This window comes from Acetohalobium arabaticum DSM 5501, assembly GCF_000144695.1.
GTDB classification, from domain to species: Bacteria; Bacillota; Halanaerobiia; order Halobacteroidales; family Acetohalobiaceae; genus Acetohalobium; species Acetohalobium arabaticum.
Map to the genome: position 1 here is coordinate 957,747 of NC_014378.1, position 14,750 is coordinate 972,496.

The 14,750-nt window shown below is 40.3% G+C and carries 13 protein-coding genes; 12 read left to right on the forward strand and 1 reads right to left on the reverse strand.

Annotated features, from left to right (window positions below; translation table 11 throughout):
* Positions 1-338: 338 nt before the first annotated feature.
* The 5 genes from acear_RS04700 (at position 339) to acear_RS04720 (ending at position 4,646) form a co-directional block, all read left to right on the forward strand.
* Positions 339-1,496 carry an aminotransferase class V-fold PLP-dependent enzyme gene (locus acear_RS04700; RefSeq protein WP_013277867.1) on the forward strand — a complete coding sequence of 386 codons (1,158 nt, stop codon included), beginning with the start codon at positions 339-341 and terminating at the stop codon, positions 1,494-1,496.
* Positions 1,497-2,062: 566 nt separating this feature from the next.
* Complete coding sequence (locus acear_RS04705) at positions 2,063-2,392, forward strand: DUF5665 domain-containing protein (protein WP_013277868.1); 330 nt, start codon at positions 2,063-2,065, stop codon at positions 2,390-2,392.
* A 68-nt stretch (positions 2,393-2,460) separates the two neighbouring features.
* Positions 2,461-3,174 carry a TraR/DksA C4-type zinc finger protein gene (locus acear_RS04710; RefSeq protein WP_013277869.1) on the forward strand — a complete coding sequence of 238 codons (714 nt, stop codon included), beginning with the start codon at positions 2,461-2,463 and terminating at the stop codon, positions 3,172-3,174.
* A gap of 96 nt (positions 3,175-3,270) precedes the next feature.
* On the forward strand, positions 3,271-3,714 hold the full coding sequence (gene lspA, locus acear_RS04715; RefSeq protein ID WP_013277870.1) for a signal peptidase II: 444 nt from the start codon (positions 3,271-3,273) through the stop codon (positions 3,712-3,714).
* A gap of 5 nt (positions 3,715-3,719) precedes the next feature.
* On the forward strand, positions 3,720-4,646 hold the full coding sequence (locus tag acear_RS04720) for an RluA family pseudouridine synthase (RefSeq protein WP_013277871.1): 927 nt from the start codon (positions 3,720-3,722) through the stop codon (positions 4,644-4,646).
* Between the two features lie 37 nt (positions 4,647-4,683).
* On the opposite strand, the gene acear_RS04725 is transcribed toward acear_RS04720, so the two are convergent.
* Positions 4,684-4,887, reverse strand: coding sequence for a ferredoxin (locus acear_RS04725; RefSeq protein ID WP_013277872.1), 204 nt, complete (start codon positions 4,885-4,887; stop codon positions 4,684-4,686).
* A 294-nt stretch (positions 4,888-5,181) separates the two neighbouring features.
* Between acear_RS04725 and pyrR the strand changes: the two genes are divergently transcribed.
* The 7 genes from pyrR (at position 5,182) to carB (ending at position 14,736) form a co-directional block, all read left to right on the forward strand.
* Positions 5,182-5,727: a bifunctional pyr operon transcriptional regulator/uracil phosphoribosyltransferase PyrR gene (gene pyrR / locus acear_RS04730; protein ID WP_013277873.1), complete on the forward strand. Its 546-nt coding sequence runs from the start codon at positions 5,182-5,184 to the stop codon at positions 5,725-5,727.
* A 159-nt stretch (positions 5,728-5,886) separates the two neighbouring features.
* Complete coding sequence (locus acear_RS04735) at positions 5,887-7,167, forward strand: uracil-xanthine permease family protein (RefSeq protein ID WP_013277874.1); 1,281 nt, start codon at positions 5,887-5,889, stop codon at positions 7,165-7,167.
* A 36-nt stretch (positions 7,168-7,203) separates the two neighbouring features.
* Complete coding sequence (locus acear_RS04740; protein WP_013277875.1) at positions 7,204-8,145, forward strand: aspartate carbamoyltransferase catalytic subunit; 942 nt, start codon at positions 7,204-7,206, stop codon at positions 8,143-8,145.
* Positions 8,126-9,415: a dihydroorotase gene (locus acear_RS04745; protein ID WP_013277876.1), complete on the forward strand. Its 1,290-nt coding sequence runs from the start codon at positions 8,126-8,128 to the stop codon at positions 9,413-9,415. Before acear_RS04740 ends, acear_RS04745 begins: the two co-directional genes overlap by 20 nt.
* A gap of 13 nt (positions 9,416-9,428) precedes the next feature.
* Positions 9,429-10,385: an orotidine-5'-phosphate decarboxylase gene (gene pyrF, locus acear_RS04750; protein WP_013277877.1), complete on the forward strand. Its 957-nt coding sequence runs from the start codon at positions 9,429-9,431 to the stop codon at positions 10,383-10,385.
* 25 nt (positions 10,386-10,410) lie between these two features.
* On the forward strand, positions 10,411-11,493 hold the full coding sequence (gene carA, locus acear_RS04755; RefSeq protein ID WP_013277878.1) for a glutamine-hydrolyzing carbamoyl-phosphate synthase small subunit: 1,083 nt from the start codon (positions 10,411-10,413) through the stop codon (positions 11,491-11,493).
* A gap of 30 nt (positions 11,494-11,523) precedes the next feature.
* Positions 11,524-14,736 carry a carbamoyl-phosphate synthase large subunit gene (gene carB / locus acear_RS04760; protein ID WP_013277879.1) on the forward strand — a complete coding sequence of 1,071 codons (3,213 nt, stop codon included), beginning with the start codon at positions 11,524-11,526 and terminating at the stop codon, positions 14,734-14,736.
* Positions 14,737-14,750 lie beyond the last annotated feature (14 nt).

Here is a 14,750-nt window from a genome sequence, read left to right on the forward strand (position 1 = left end):
TTAAAGATAGTAGTTTATTATTAAAAAGGTAAATTAATCATTATATGTTGTATTTAATTTAATCACCACCTTTCATTATTAATCTAATCATGATTATTATAACATAGATAAGTTAAAAAGTTAAGTAATTATGATATTAAATATAAGATTTATTTATATATATTTGGTATTATATAGAATTATAAGCATATATTTGTTGCGAAAATAAGTTTCATTTATTAAAATTATAATAAATAATAATATGTTGTTGACGTAAGTTGTGAAAAAAGATATAATTATTTCTAGAATTATCTTAAGAACATTCGCTCAAAAATATTAAGTGAGGAGATGTATAAATTATGAAAGAAGTCTATCTAGATAATGCTGCTACTTCTCGCGTTAAACCGGATAACGTATTAGAAGCTATGAATAACTACTTAACTAACATTGGCTGCAGTCCTGGCCGCGGCGGCTATGAATGTTCACTTCAGGCAAGTCGGATAGTGCTGAATACTAGGCTTGCTTTTGCTGATTTTTTTAATGTAAACTCATCAGAACAGATTATCTTTAGCCATAATATTACTCATGGTCTTAATTATGCTCTTAAGGGTTTATTAAGTGAGGGCGATCATGTGATTACTACTTCTATTGAACATAATGCAGTAGTTAGACCGCTTAAGGGATTAGAAGAAGCCGGAATTATTGAAGTAGATTATATCTCCTGTGATGAAGCAGGGATTTTAGATCCAGAGGATGTAGAAAAAGCAGTATGCGATAATACTAAGCTGTTAGTTACAACTCATGCTTCTAATATAATAGGGACTTTAACTCCAGTACAGCAGCTAGGAAAGATTGCTGATAAACATGGTTTATACTTTATTTTGGATACAGCACAGACAGCAGGGATTTATGATCTTGATTTTGCTGATTTAAAGCTGGATGTCTTAGCTTTTACCGGTCATAAAGGTTTGCTGGGACCGACAGGAACTGGTGGACTTGCTGTTAGTAAAGAAGTAGCTCAAGAGATGGAGCCGTTGATTGAAGGTGGTACTGGCAGCATCTCTGATAAAGAATATCAGCCTGACTTTTTACCGGATAAATTTGAAAGCGGTACGATGAATACTGTAGGATTAGCAGGATTAAAAGCTGGGATTGAATTTATTAAAGAGCAAGGGTTAAAGAAGATAAGAGAGCACGAACTGGAATTGACTGATAGACTTTTACAGGGTTTAGATGCAATTGAGGGAATTAAGATATATGGACCTAAAGATACTAAACTGCAGACTTCAACAGTTTCTATAGATGTAGCTGATTTCGATTTAGGTCAGTTAAGCTTTAGACTGGATGATGAATACGGTATTATGACTCGTTCCGGGCTGCATTGTGCTCCTTTAGCCCATAAGACTATCGGCAGCTTTCCTGAAGGAACTCTACGCTTCAGTATCGGTTACTTCAACACCGCCGAAGAGATTGATTATACTTTAGAGACATTAGAGGAGCTTATGCGGACTAACTAATTATAATGTAGAATTAAATTGATATAATGTTGCAGTTTTGTACTTTTATGATATTGCAGTAATAGTCAATATGTATCCGCCGCTTGCCGTTCGTTCGACATCCTGTCTCACTCACTCTCAAAAACTGACTCTCCACCATCCGTGGTTTCGAGTCAGTTTTAAGAGTCGCTCTGGACACATATTGACTATTTGTAGCACAGAAATTTCATTAATTTGGTTTTAAACGCTTCTTCAGATAATTTTGCACAATGTAGTTGATATCTTGCAACAAGCGACTTTAAAGCAGCCCCATAAGAGAAAATAATTAACATATAAAGTAGGTTCTTTTTTTAATTGTATCTCTAAGATTAGTTTATTGCTAGTTGATTAGGGCTGATTTTCGGAGCGTTTGCAAGATATCAACTTTAAACTGCAACAATATATCAATATTACTGCAAAAAATAGCATAGAGTTAAATCAATAGAAGAGTGGCCGCTAGGCCATTTTTTTCTTTTGTAAATTAGAATAGACATTATTTAAGTTAATATAATAAGAATAGATAGGCTGGTTGATAAGGAGGAAAAATTATGAGCAATAAGCAATGGGAAGAGGATGATGAGGTTGAAGAGGAGTTGGATAAAGAGACAATTATAGAGCTTAAAGAGAGTTTAATGAAATTAATTGGAGATTTTCATAAAATGGGAGTAGCTGAATATATTGAAATGGTTAGATCGCCGAAAAGAATGCTCTATGTAAATTTTTTAGCCGGGCTGGCTCGCGGATTGGGAGTGGTAGTAGGTGCAACTTTATTAGGTGCAATCTTTCTTTCTATTTTATTTAAGATGGCTGATTTAAATTTACCGCTGATCGGTGAATATATTGCTCGCTTGGTCAGGATTGTAAAGCAGAATTTATAATGAATAAATTCAGAAAAGCTACAAAGACTAGTTAGTGAATTCCAATAATCTAACTAGGAGGATAAACGATGACAGAGTATAATGAAGAATACTATAGAGAAAAGCTGCTGCAGGAAAGAGAAAGAATAATAGAGCAGATTGAAAGCTTCGATGATAAGAATTATACCGGGTTACATCACAGTTTAAAAGACTCAACTAGTGAGCTATCGACTTATGATAACCATCCTAGTGATCAGGCGCCTAATACTTTTGAGCGGGAAAAGGATTTAGGCTTAAAGGATAATGCCTATCGCCTATTACAGAAGATAGATGATGCCCTGGAAAGAATAGAAACCGGTGATTATGGTATCTGTGATATCTGCCAGGAAGAAATAAATAGAGAGCGCCTGGATTTTATTCCTTATACGACTAGGTGTGTTGAATGTAATCGGGCCCAAGCAGAGGAAGAAGAGGAGACTACTAATCGACCAGTAGCTGAAGATCCTTTAGGGCATCCTTTTGGACGAACCTTCAATGATGATACAGAAAGCATTAGTTTCGACGGGGAGGACAGCTGGCAGTCAGTAGCCCAGTATGGAACTGTAAATACTCCTTCGGATATCAGTGAGGCAGTTAAGCAGGCAGAGGCTTATATAGATGCTGATGAGAATCAAGGCAGTGTTGAGTGGGGAGATAGGGTGACAGACCAAGGCTTTACAACTGGAGATGAAGAATACAATGATGAGAATCTCTTAAGCGAGCAGCCGACAGTTGATGGAGAAGTAGAAGATAGTGAGGAATAATTAATAACTACAATATACTTTTCCTCTCTTGTTTTTATTACTCAATTGTGTTAAAATGAATGCGGATTTTTTCATAAGAGGCCAAAGGAGGAGAATATGATAGCGGCTTTTATTATTGTTGTAGTAGTAATTATTTTAGATCAGGCAAGTAAATTGGTCATAGTTCAGAATTTTTCACTACATGAATCCATACCGATTATTGAAGATATATTCTATTTGACTTATGTTAGGAATTATGGAGCTGCTTTTGGTTTATTAAATAATCAGCGTCTTTTCTTTATTATTATTACACTAGTAATTATTTTAGGACTATTATTTTTTTATAAACAAGCACAGAAAGAAGGAATTATTCTTCAGATTGCCTGGGGATTAGGTTTAGGCGGAGCGGCTGGTAATCTGATTGATAGAGTAAGATTAGGTTATGTAATTGATTTTTTGGATTTTAGAGTCTGGCCTGTCTTTAATCTTGCTGATTCAGCAATAGTGATTGCAGTAAGTCTATTTTTTTATTGGGCGATTATACTTGATGGATTGGAGTGATTATAATGTCTGAAGAAAGAGAATATATAATTGATGATAATGATGTAGATCAACGGTTAGATAAATTTTTGGCCTACCAGAATGAAGAGCTGTCTCGCAGTTATATTCAAAAATTAATAGATAATGGAGAAGTAACTGTTAATAAGGAGGAAAAGAAGAATAGTTATCGTCTGCAGGTTGGGGATGAAGTTAAGTTAATTATTCCCCAGCCAGAAGAGGTTGAGATAAAGCCAGAATCGATACCGCTTGAGGTTATTGCTGAAGATGAGGATATAGTTGTTATTAATAAACAGGCTGATTTAGTTGTTCATCCGGCTCCCGGCCATAAACAGGGAACGCTGGTAAATGCTTTATTGTACCATTGTGATAATCTGTCTGGAATTAATGGAGAGATTAGACCAGGAATCGTACATAGACTGGATAAGGATACTTCCGGAGCTATAGTAGCAGCTAAGAATGACCAGGCCCATCGTAATCTTGTTAAGCAGTTTAAAGAACGCCGGACAGAGAAGATATACTTAGCCTTAGTTGAGGGGAATATTAAACATAATAAAGCCAAGATAGATGCTGCCATCGGTAGAGATCCCTATAATCGTAAAAGGATGGCGGTTACTAAACGGAATAGTAAACAAGCAGTAACTAGATTTGAAGTTTTAGAGCGGTTTGGTAATTATACCTGGGTAAAGCTGAAGCTTGAGACAGGCAGGACCCATCAGATTAGAGTTCATATGAGTTATATTGATAATCCTGTTGTGGGAGATAGACTTTACGGTTATAATAAACAACAGTTAAATGTGCATCGTCAATTATTACATGCTTATCAATTAGGCTTTAATCATCCGCGGCGTAATAAATGGGTTGAGTTTACTGCAGAAATGCCTTCGGATATAAAGCAGATATTAGAAAAACTGCGGAGTGAGAAAAACAGATAAATTATAAGGAGCCCGGCTGTCGGACTCCTTTTTTAGTTTATGCATCTTTGATTGCATCAGTAGGACAGCCTTCTTGAGCAGCAATGGCATCTCCTTGGACTTTTTCTGGTATTGTATCTACTATAGCTACTGCTTTATCGTCATCTCCCCAATCAAAGACAGCAGGACATTCTTCAATACATAAACCGCAGCTAATACAGAGTTCAGGGTCTACTTCTAGAACTATAGTATCAGTAGGCATTTATTAATCACTCCTTTATCTATTAGTATCAACAAATTTTATATTTTTATTAATAAAAGCTGTAGTTTAATATTGATTATCTAAATAAGATTAAGTTAATTAAGACTTAAGTGTTGACATAAAGATTAAGTTATGGTAGACTCTATATGAGCTAAGTAAAAAAGTTAAATAGGCTCCTTTAAATTAGCCCTGTGAGGCTAGTAAGGAGAATTATAGATTGGATTTAAACCTTCTTACTCTCCTCAGGGAAAAGAAGGTTTTTTGTTTTGGATCTTTATTTTAGGAGGAATTAAGTTGTTAGAGTATAAAAAAGATATTCTTGATCAGGAAGGTATTCAGCGGGCATTGACTAGGATTGCTCATGAAATTTTAGAAAAGAATAAAGGCTTAGATGATTTGGCAGTTATCGGAATCAGAACTAGAGGTGTTCCTCTTGCAGAGCGGATTGCTGAAAAGATAACTGAGATTGAGGGAGAAGAGGTACCAGTAGGAATTTTGGATATTACTCTTTATCGTGATGACTTAACAACAGTGGCTCAACAGCCGATAGTTCATCAGACCGAGATTCCTTTTGATATTACTGATAAAAAGGTTGTGCTGGTTGATGATGTGCTCTATACTGGACGGACAGTAAGAGCGTCTTTGGATGCCTTGATAGATTTAGGAAGACCTCGAGCCATTCAGCTGGCTATACTAATTGATCGGGGACATCGAGAGCTGCCGATAAGGGCTGACTTTGTAGGTAAGAACCTACCTACATCCCAAGAGGAAGTAGTAGAAGTAAAGTTAAAAGAAGTCGATGATGCTGAAGAAGTTATCTTAATGGAATATCAGAAGTAACTGGAATACAATAGAATATTGGGAACCCTTTTAAATTAGTCCTGTGAGGCTAGTAAGGGGTTTAAATGTAACTTCTATAGATAATTTAAACCTCCTTATGCCTGACACGGCTGTAAGGAGGTTTTTTCTATAGTAATTAAAAAAATTGGGGGTATAATAATGGAAAAGGAAAGCTTACGAGCAGAGAAGTTAGCACTGCCGCAGAAAGTAATTTTAGGAATTCAGCATATGTTTGCTATGTTTGGAGCGACAGTTTTAGTTCCTAAGTTAACAGGATTGAATCCTTCGGTAGCACTCTTTACTTCAGCAGTAGGTACAATTATATTCCATTTTATTACTAAAGGAAAGGTTCCGGCTTATCTAGGTTCATCTTTTGCCTTTATTGCTCCGATTATTGCCGCTAAAGAATCATTTGGTATTCCCGGGGCAATGTTGGGCTGTCTTACTGCTGGCTTAATCTACATAATCATGTCAGCAGTGATTAAAGCAGTAGGTTCCGATTTCTTAGAAAAGTTTTTACCGCCGGTAGTGGTAGGACCTGTAATTATGACTATCGGTTTAGGTCTCGCTCCGACAGCTAAGGATATGGCAACTGCTCATTTACCGACAGCCATCTTCACCTTAGCAGTAGCCATTGTAATCAGTATCTTCGGCAAAGGATTAATTAAAGTAATTCCTATCTTAATCGGAGTTGTTTCCGGATATATCTTTGCTTACTTGGCTGGAATTGTGGATTTAGCTCCAGTCCAAGAGGCAGCCTGGTTGGCACTGCCTAATTTTTCACTACCCAGCATCAGTGAATTTTCGGCCAGCCTACCGGCAGTTTTGATTATAGCACCGATTGCAGTAGTAACGATGGTAGAGCATTTAGGTGATGTTCTGGCCTTAAGCAAGACAGTAGATCGGGAGTTTATTGAAGAGCCGGGGCTGCACCGGACTCTGTTAGGCGACGGAATAGCAACAGCTTTTGCAGCCTTACTGGGAGGTCCGCCGAATACGACTTATGGTGAGAATATCGGAGTTTTAGCAATTACCAAGGTTCATAATCCGGTCGTAATTGAAATAGCAGCAGTCTTTGTCTTCGGTATGAGCTTTGTTCAGAAGTTAGGGGCTTTGATTAGAACAATTCCAGCGGCGGTAATGGGCGGAATAGTTATTCTGCTCTTTGGAATGATTGCTTCTATTGGTCTTAGAACATTAATTGAGAATGAAGTGGACTTAAGCAATAATCGCAATTTGGTAATTGTCTCTACAGTATTAGTTATCGGGATTAGCAATCTGGCATTTACAATTCCCGGTTTAGGTACTGATCTTAAAGGAATGGGGCTGGCAGCCATTGTAGGAATTGGTTTAAATATTTTACTGCCGGAATCTGCAGAAGCTGAATCTGATACGGAAGCTAATGAAGTACAAGCGGAGGAAGCAGTACAGAAGGCTTAAGCAGAAAGGTCGTTTATTATCTAGGGAGGGATGAATGTGAGTTTTAAGCATAAACATCTTCTCGATTTGATGGATTTAAGCAGAGAAGAGATTCAGTTAATTCTGGATACAGCTGAATCAATGAAAGAGATCTTTACCCGATCAATTAAGAAGGTGCCGACATTAAGAGGGAAGACGATTATTAGCCTCTTTTATGAACCCAGTACTCGAACAAAGTCATCATTTGATCTGGCCGGCAAGCGGCTGAGTGCTGATATGATGAGTCTGTCGGTATCAACAAGTAGTGTTGTAAAAGGAGAGAGCTTGGTCGATACAGCCAAGACGATGGAGGCTATGGGGGCAGATGCTGTTATTATGCGCCATAGTATGCCTGGAGCGCCGCATCTACTAGCAGAAAGTATTGATGCATCGGTTCTGAATGCTGGCGATGGAGCTCATGCCCATCCTACTCAAGCTCTGTTGGATATGTATAGTATTCGCGAAGAACGGGGAAAAATAGCAGGAGAGACTATTGCTATTGTAGGTGATATCAAACACAGTAGAGTAGCCCGTTCGAATATCTGGGCTTTGAATAAATTAGGAGCTAAGGTAAGAGTGGTTGGACCGCCGACTCTGATTCCGGCCAACTTGGAGGAGATGGATGTTGAGGTTTATTATGATTTAGAAGAGGGCTTAGAAGGAATAGATGTAGTCAATATTCTCCGGATTCAATTAGAACGACAAGAAGCAGGATACCTACCTAATCTGCGGGAGTATACTAAATTCTACGGTGTAGATGAGAAAATATTGGAATTGGTTGGTGACGAGGTTACTGTGATGCATCCCGGGCCGACCAATCGTGGAGTAGAGATTACACCGGAAGTAGCTTATGGAGACCAATCAGTAATTAATGAACAGGTAACCAATGGAGTAGCTATCAGAATGGCACTCCTATATCTCTTAACTGGGGGTGAGAAGATTGAAGAGACTGCTAATTAAGAACGGGAAGGTAGTCAGTCCGGCCGATGGTTTAAATGAAGAACTGGATATCTTAGTAGCTGAGGGAAGGATAGAGAAGATTGGTTCTGGGCTTGAGGATAAAGAAGCAGAAGTAATTGATGCGATCGGTAAGGTAGTAACGCCGGGACTTATCGATATGCATGTTCATTTACGGGAACCGGGCTTTGAACATAAGGAGACAATTAAGACAGGAACTGAAGCTGCTGCTGCCGGCGGTTTTACTTCCGTAGCCTGTATGCCGAATACTAATCCTGTGATAGATAATTCTTCGATAGTTGATTCAGTTATAAAGAAAGCTGAATTTGAAGGTAAGGTTAATCTCTTTCCTATTGGCAGTATTACTAAGGGCTTAGAAGGAGAAGAGCTATCTGAAATTGGATCTATGAAGGAAGCCGGCATTGTCGGTATCTCTGATGACGGAGAGACGGTGATGAATTCGGAATTGATGAGGTTGGCTTTGGAGTATGTAACAGCTTTTGATCTACCAGTGATTTCACATGCTGAAGACCAGGTGTTAAGCGGTGATGGCGTTGTTAATGAAGGCTATTATTCTACAGTAACCGGTCTGGATCCGATTCCTGCTGCGGCTGAGGATATAATTGTAGCCCGCGATATTAGACTGGCTGAATTAACAGGTGCTCCGCTCCATATTGCCCATGTCAGCACGAAGCGGGCAGTAGAGCTAGTACGGGATGCTAAAGAACGCGGCCTAGAGGTAACGGCTGAAGCTACTCCTCACCACTTCACTTTAACTGATGAAGCAGTTATTAGTTTTGATACCAATACCAAAGTAAATCCCCCCTTAAGAAGTGAAGAAGATGTAGCTGCTATTAAAGAAGGATTGGCTGATGGAACAATCGATGTAATTGCTACTGATCATGCTCCCCATGCCTTCGAAGAAAAGAATGTAGAATATGATGATGCTCCCTTCGGAATCTCCGGTCTAGAGACGGCACTGCCGCTGGTAATTACGGAATTGGTTAAACCGGGGATTATCAGTCTGGAGGAAGCTGTGGAGAAGTTAACGAGCAATCCGGCCGAGGTTCTGAATTCAGACGTCGGGAGACTCAAGGAAGGCAGCAGAGCAGATATTACAGTTTTAGATTTGGATGAAGAGTATGAGGTTGATGTAGATAAGTTCTATTCAAAGGGAAAGAACAGTCCCTTTGATGGGTTTAGATTATCAGGTAGACCGAAGGTTACTATTGTTGATGGAAAAGTAGTGATGAAGGATAATAAGGTATTATAAAGGAGAGGATTTTGTGTCTAACTTTACAACAAGATTGAAAGCAAAGATTGAAGAGAAGAAAAGCTTTGTCTGCGTAGGACTGGACCCGCGCTTAAATAGGATTCCGGAGCAGATAAAGGAAGAGATTGTGGCTGAATATGGTAAGACTAAGGAAGCAGTAGGGAAAATATTTCTTGAGTTCAACCAGGGCATTATAGATGCAGTAGCTGATTATGCTGCGGCTGTTAAGCCCCAGATTGCTTTTTATGAACAGTACGGCCATCAAGGGATTAAGGCCTATGAAGAGACAATTGAATATGCCAAGAAGAAAGATCTATTAGTAATCGGCGATGCTAAACGGAATGATATCGGCTCTACGGCCAAGGCTTATGCCGACGGACATCTCGGTGAAGTGGACTTTTGGGAAGAAGCAGAGGTCGGCTACGGGGCTGATGCGCTGACAGTCAACGGCTATCTCGGCAGCGATGGAATTGACCCCTTTGTTGAGGCTTGTAACCAGCAGGGAAAAGGAATCTTTGTTCTGGTTAGAACTTCTAACCCATCGGCCGGTGAACTGCAGGATTTGGAAGCGGATAACAAGAGGATATATGAAGTGATGGCTGAATTAGTAAATGACTGGGGTGAAGATATAAAGGATGAAGACGGCTTCTCTGCTGTAGGGGCAGTTATCGGTGCTACTTATCCTGAGGAAGCTGAAGAGCTGCGAGAAATAATGGGGAATGCTTATTTCTTAGTACCGGGTTATGGTGCTCAGGGTGCTGGAGCTAAAGAGGTAGTTCCTTCTTTTAAAGATGGCGGTTATGGAGCTATAGTTAATTCGGCCCGGGGAATTATCTTTGCCTATCAACGGGAACCCTGGAAGGATAGATTTTCGGCTGACGAATATCAAGAAGCAGCCCAGGCAGCAGTGGAGTATATGAGAGAAGATATTAATACTGCTTTAAATGAAGCAGGAAAACTACCCTGGTAGTAGACTGAAAGGAGGCGGAAAAATTATGGAAGCAAAATTAGTTTTAGAGGATGGAACTATATTTACTGGTAAGGCCTTTGGGGCTGTGGAAGAAGGCGCTGAGGGAGAGATAGTCTTCAATACCAGTATGACTGGCTATCAAGAGATCTTAACTGATGCATCATATAAAGGTGAGATAGTAACAATGACCTATCCGTTGATTGGGAATTATGGTATTAATGAGGATGATATAGAGTCCTATACCTCCCATGTCAACGGCTTTATTGTGAAAGAATTCTGTGCTCAGCCCAGTAACTGGCGGGCTTTGGATAAATTAGAGAATTATCTAAAGGAACACGGTATTATGGGAATTAGTGATATCGATACTCGGGCCTTAACTAAGAAGCTTAGAATCCATGGTACGATGAAGGGGATTATTACTACTAATGAAGCCGATAGAGAAGAACTGATTGGACAGGCTAAGGAGGCGCCTGGACTTTCGGGTCGTGATCTAGTCAGTAAAGTAACGACAGATGAGACTTACCGGTTAGACGGTGACGACTACCGAGTAGTATTGATGGACTTTGGAGCCAAAAAGAATATCGGCCGTTCGCTGAGAGAGGAAGGCTGTGAAGTAATAGTAGTGCCGGCTGATACTTCGGCTGAGGGAGTAATGGAGTATGAACCGGACGGTATTATGTTATCCAACGGGCCTGGAGATCCTCAAGATGTGCCTTATGCTGTAGAGACGGTTAAAGAATTAATCGGCAAGAAGCCGATCTTCGGTATCTGTCTGGGCCATCAGATTCTAGGACTGGCCTTTGGCGGCGACACTTATAAGTTAAAGTTCGGTCACCGCGGGGCTAATCATCCGGTGCAGGATCTGCGGACGAAGAGAGTCTATATTACTTCTCAGAACCACGGTTTTGCTGTGGAGGCTGAATCTCTGGATTCTGCGGAGGTTGAAATCACACACCGAAATTTGAATGATGATACTGTCGAAGGAATGAAGCACCGCAAATATCCGGTCTTTTCGGTACAGTACCATCCGGAAGCATCACCGGGACCAGAGGATTCTCATTATTTATTTACGGAATTTATAGAATTAATTGCTAGCGAAACTGCATAGATACTAAATAATTATTAGGGAGGCTAAAGTATGCCGAAACGGGAAGAGCTTAAGCGAGTAATGGTCATTGGATCAGGACCGATTATTATTGGACAGGCAGCAGAGTTTGATTATTCAGGCAGTCAGGCCTGTCGTGCTCTGAAGGATGAAGGAGTAGAGGTAATTCTAGTTAATAGTAATCCGGCTACAATTATGACAGATCAAAATATTGCTGACCGCGTTTATATCGAACCATTGACTGCGGAAGTAGTAGCCAAGATAATTAAACAGGAAAAGCCTGACGGTTTACTGCCGACTTTAGGCGGCCAGACAGGACTTAATATTGCTTCGGAGTTAGCTCGAAAGGGTCTATTAGAGGAATTAGATATCGAAATGTTGGGTACTCCGCTGGATACAATTGAGAAGGCGGAGGATAGAGATAAGTTCATTCAGATGCTGCATGAGATTGATGAACCGGTATTGGAGAGTAAGATTGCTGATAGTATAGAAGAAGCCAAAGAGATTGCCGAGGGGATCGGCTATCCAGTAATTATTAGACCGGCCTATACTATGGGCGGTACCGGCGGCGGTGTAGCTGATAATCCTGAGGAGTTAGAAGAAGTAGCTTCACGGGGTTTAAAACACAGTTTAATCGATGAAGTTTTGATCGAAAAGAGTATCAAAGGTTGGAAAGAGGTAGAATATGAGGTAATGCGTGATGGGGCTAATAACTGTATTACTGTCTGTAATATGGAAAACTTTGATCCGGTAGGGATCCATACCGGCGACAGTATTGTAGTGGCTCCCAGCCAGACATTATCGGATAAAGAGTATCAGATGCTCAGGTCTTCATCACTGAAGATAATTAGAGAGTTAGGGATTGAAGGCGGCTGTAATGTGCAGTTTGCTTTAGATCCAGACAGCTTCCAGTATTATATCATCGAGGTTAATCCGCGGGTTAGCCGCTCCAGTGCCTTAGCTTCGAAGGCAACAGGATATCCAATTGCTAAGGTATCGACTAAGATTGCACTGGGTATGACTTTGGCGGAAATCGAGAATGCTATTACTAAGAAGACTAGTGCCTGCTTTGAACCGGCATTGGATTATATCGTCTTTAAGATACCGCGTTGGCCTTTCGATAAGTTCCATTATGCTGACCGGGAGTTAGGAACTCAGATGAAGGCAACTGGTGAGGTAATGGCTATAGACCGGCTCTTTGAATCATCAATGCTTAAAGCGGTACGTTCATTAGAGATCGGGACTTACAGTCTGCGGCTAGAAGAGAGTTCAGAGTGGACTGATGAAGAGATGAAAGAGGACTTAATCAATGCCGAGGATAAACGGCTTTTTGTAGTAGCTGAGGCTCTACGCCGCGGCTGGTCAGTGGATGAGGTGCATGAGATTACTGAGATTGATACCTTCTTCCTCTGGAAGATGCAGAATATCATCGACCATGAACAAAAGATTGAGGAAGCTGATGAGTTAACAGCTGAGTTATTAAAGGAAGTTAAGAAGTTAGGCTTCTCTGATAAAGATATTGCTCAATTGCGCGGAGTAACTGAAGATAAAATAAGAGAGTTAAGAGAAGAGAAAGATATTGATGCTGTCTATAAGATGGTTGATACCTGTGCAGCTGAATTTAAAGCTGAGACGCCTTATTACTATTCTTCTTATGAACGGGAGAATGAATCAGAGACTACTGACAAGAAGAAGGCTATGGTTATCGGTTCGGGACCGATTCGGATCGGACAGGGAATTGAGTTTGATTACTGTAGTGTTCATTCGGCCTGGGCGCTGCATGAAGAAGGTTATGAATCGATTATTGCCAATAATAATCCAGAGACAGTAAGTACCGACTTCGATACTTCTGATCGGTTATACTTCGAGCCGCTGACTAAAGAGGATATGCTGAATATTATTGAACATGAGGATCCGGAAGGAGTAGTAGTTCAGTTCGGTGGGCAGACATCAATTAACTTAGCTAAACCACTGGCTGACGAAGGAGTTGAAATATTAGGAACTTCGGTAGAAGCTATTGATATTGCCGAGGACCGGGATAAATTCATGAATCTTTTGGATGAATTAGATATTCCTACTCCGACAGGAAGTACTGTCTATTCTGTACCGGAGGCTAAAAAGACGGCGACTGAAATTGGTTATCCGGTAGTAGTGAGACCGTCTTATGTTCTAGGCGGTAGAGCTATGGAAGTTGTCTATAAAGAAGAAGAGTTAATGCAATATATGGAAACGGAAGCTAAGGTTTCTGAGGAGCATCCGCTCTTAGTTGATAAGTATATTACGGGTAAGGAAATTGAGATTGATGCTATTTCTGATGGCGAAGATGTCTTAATTCCCGGTATCATGGAGCATATAGAACGGGCCGGCGTTCACTCTGGCGACAGTATTGCTGTCTATCCGGAACAGACGTTGAGTGAAGATGAACGTGAACAGTTAATTGATTATACAGTTAAGTTGGGCCGTGCTCTCAATGTAAAGGGTCTGATTAATATCCAGTATGTTGTGGCTGATGGTACTGTCTATGTAATCGAGGTTAATCCGCGTTCCAGCCGGACAATTCCGTATCTCAGTAAGGTAACTGGAGTGCCGATGGTTAAAGTTGCTACTAAGGCAATGTTAGGCCATAAATTAAACGACTTAGGCTATGAGAACGGTCTTTGGCCTGAACAGGATCATGTAGCGGTAAAGGTACCGGTCTTCTCCTTCTCTAAATTAATGAAGGTTGATACTTCCTTAGGCCCTGAGATGAAGTCAACAGGTGAGGTATTGGGAATCGACCATGACTATGCTAAGGCTCTCTATAAAGCTTTTGTAGCAGCTGGTATCGATATTCCAGAAGATGGTACAATTCTAGCTACTATTGCTGATAAGGATAAGAAAGAAGCTATTCCGTTCATTAAGCGGTTTGCCCAATTAGGCTTCAATATTGTGGCTACCAAGGGCACAGCTAAGGCGCTAAAAGAGACTGGCGTAGAAGCTGAATCGGTTAATAAGATTTCCGAAGGTTCACCACATGTAGTTGATTTGATTCGTGATAATGAGATTGATTTAGTAGTTAATACTTTAACCAAGGGGAAGGAACCGGAGAGGGACGGCTTTAAGATTAGAAGAAATGCTGTAGAATACGGCCTACCCTGCCTGACATCGCTGGATACTACGGAGGCTATCCTGCATGTGTTGGAAGAGATTAAGACTGAAGGAAATGATAATTTTGAATATCTGGCCTTGCAGGATTATATGGCCTAATTTAAGGAGGTAGA

Coding starts and splice junctions, on each gene's coding strand:
- acear_RS04700 (WP_013277867.1), top strand. CDS start 339: ATGAAAGAAGTCTATCTAGATAATGCTGCTACTTCTCGCGTTAAACCG.
- carB (WP_013277879.1), top strand. CDS start 11,524: ATGCCGAAACGGGAAGAGCTTAAGCGAGTAATGGTCATTGGATCAGGA.
- acear_RS04710 (WP_013277869.1), top strand. CDS start 2,461: ATGACAGAGTATAATGAAGAATACTATAGAGAAAAGCTGCTGCAGGAA.
- carA (WP_013277878.1), top strand. CDS start 10,411: ATGGAAGCAAAATTAGTTTTAGAGGATGGAACTATATTTACTGGTAAG.
- acear_RS04725 (WP_013277872.1), bottom strand. CDS start 4,887: ATGCCTACTGATACTATAGTTCTAGAAGTAGACCCTGAACTCTGTATT.
- acear_RS04735 (WP_013277874.1), top strand. CDS start 5,887: ATGGAAAAGGAAAGCTTACGAGCAGAGAAGTTAGCACTGCCGCAGAAA.
- lspA (WP_013277870.1), top strand. CDS start 3,271: ATGATAGCGGCTTTTATTATTGTTGTAGTAGTAATTATTTTAGATCAG.
- acear_RS04705 (WP_013277868.1), top strand. CDS start 2,063: ATGAGCAATAAGCAATGGGAAGAGGATGATGAGGTTGAAGAGGAGTTG.
- acear_RS04720 (WP_013277871.1), top strand. CDS start 3,720: ATGTCTGAAGAAAGAGAATATATAATTGATGATAATGATGTAGATCAA.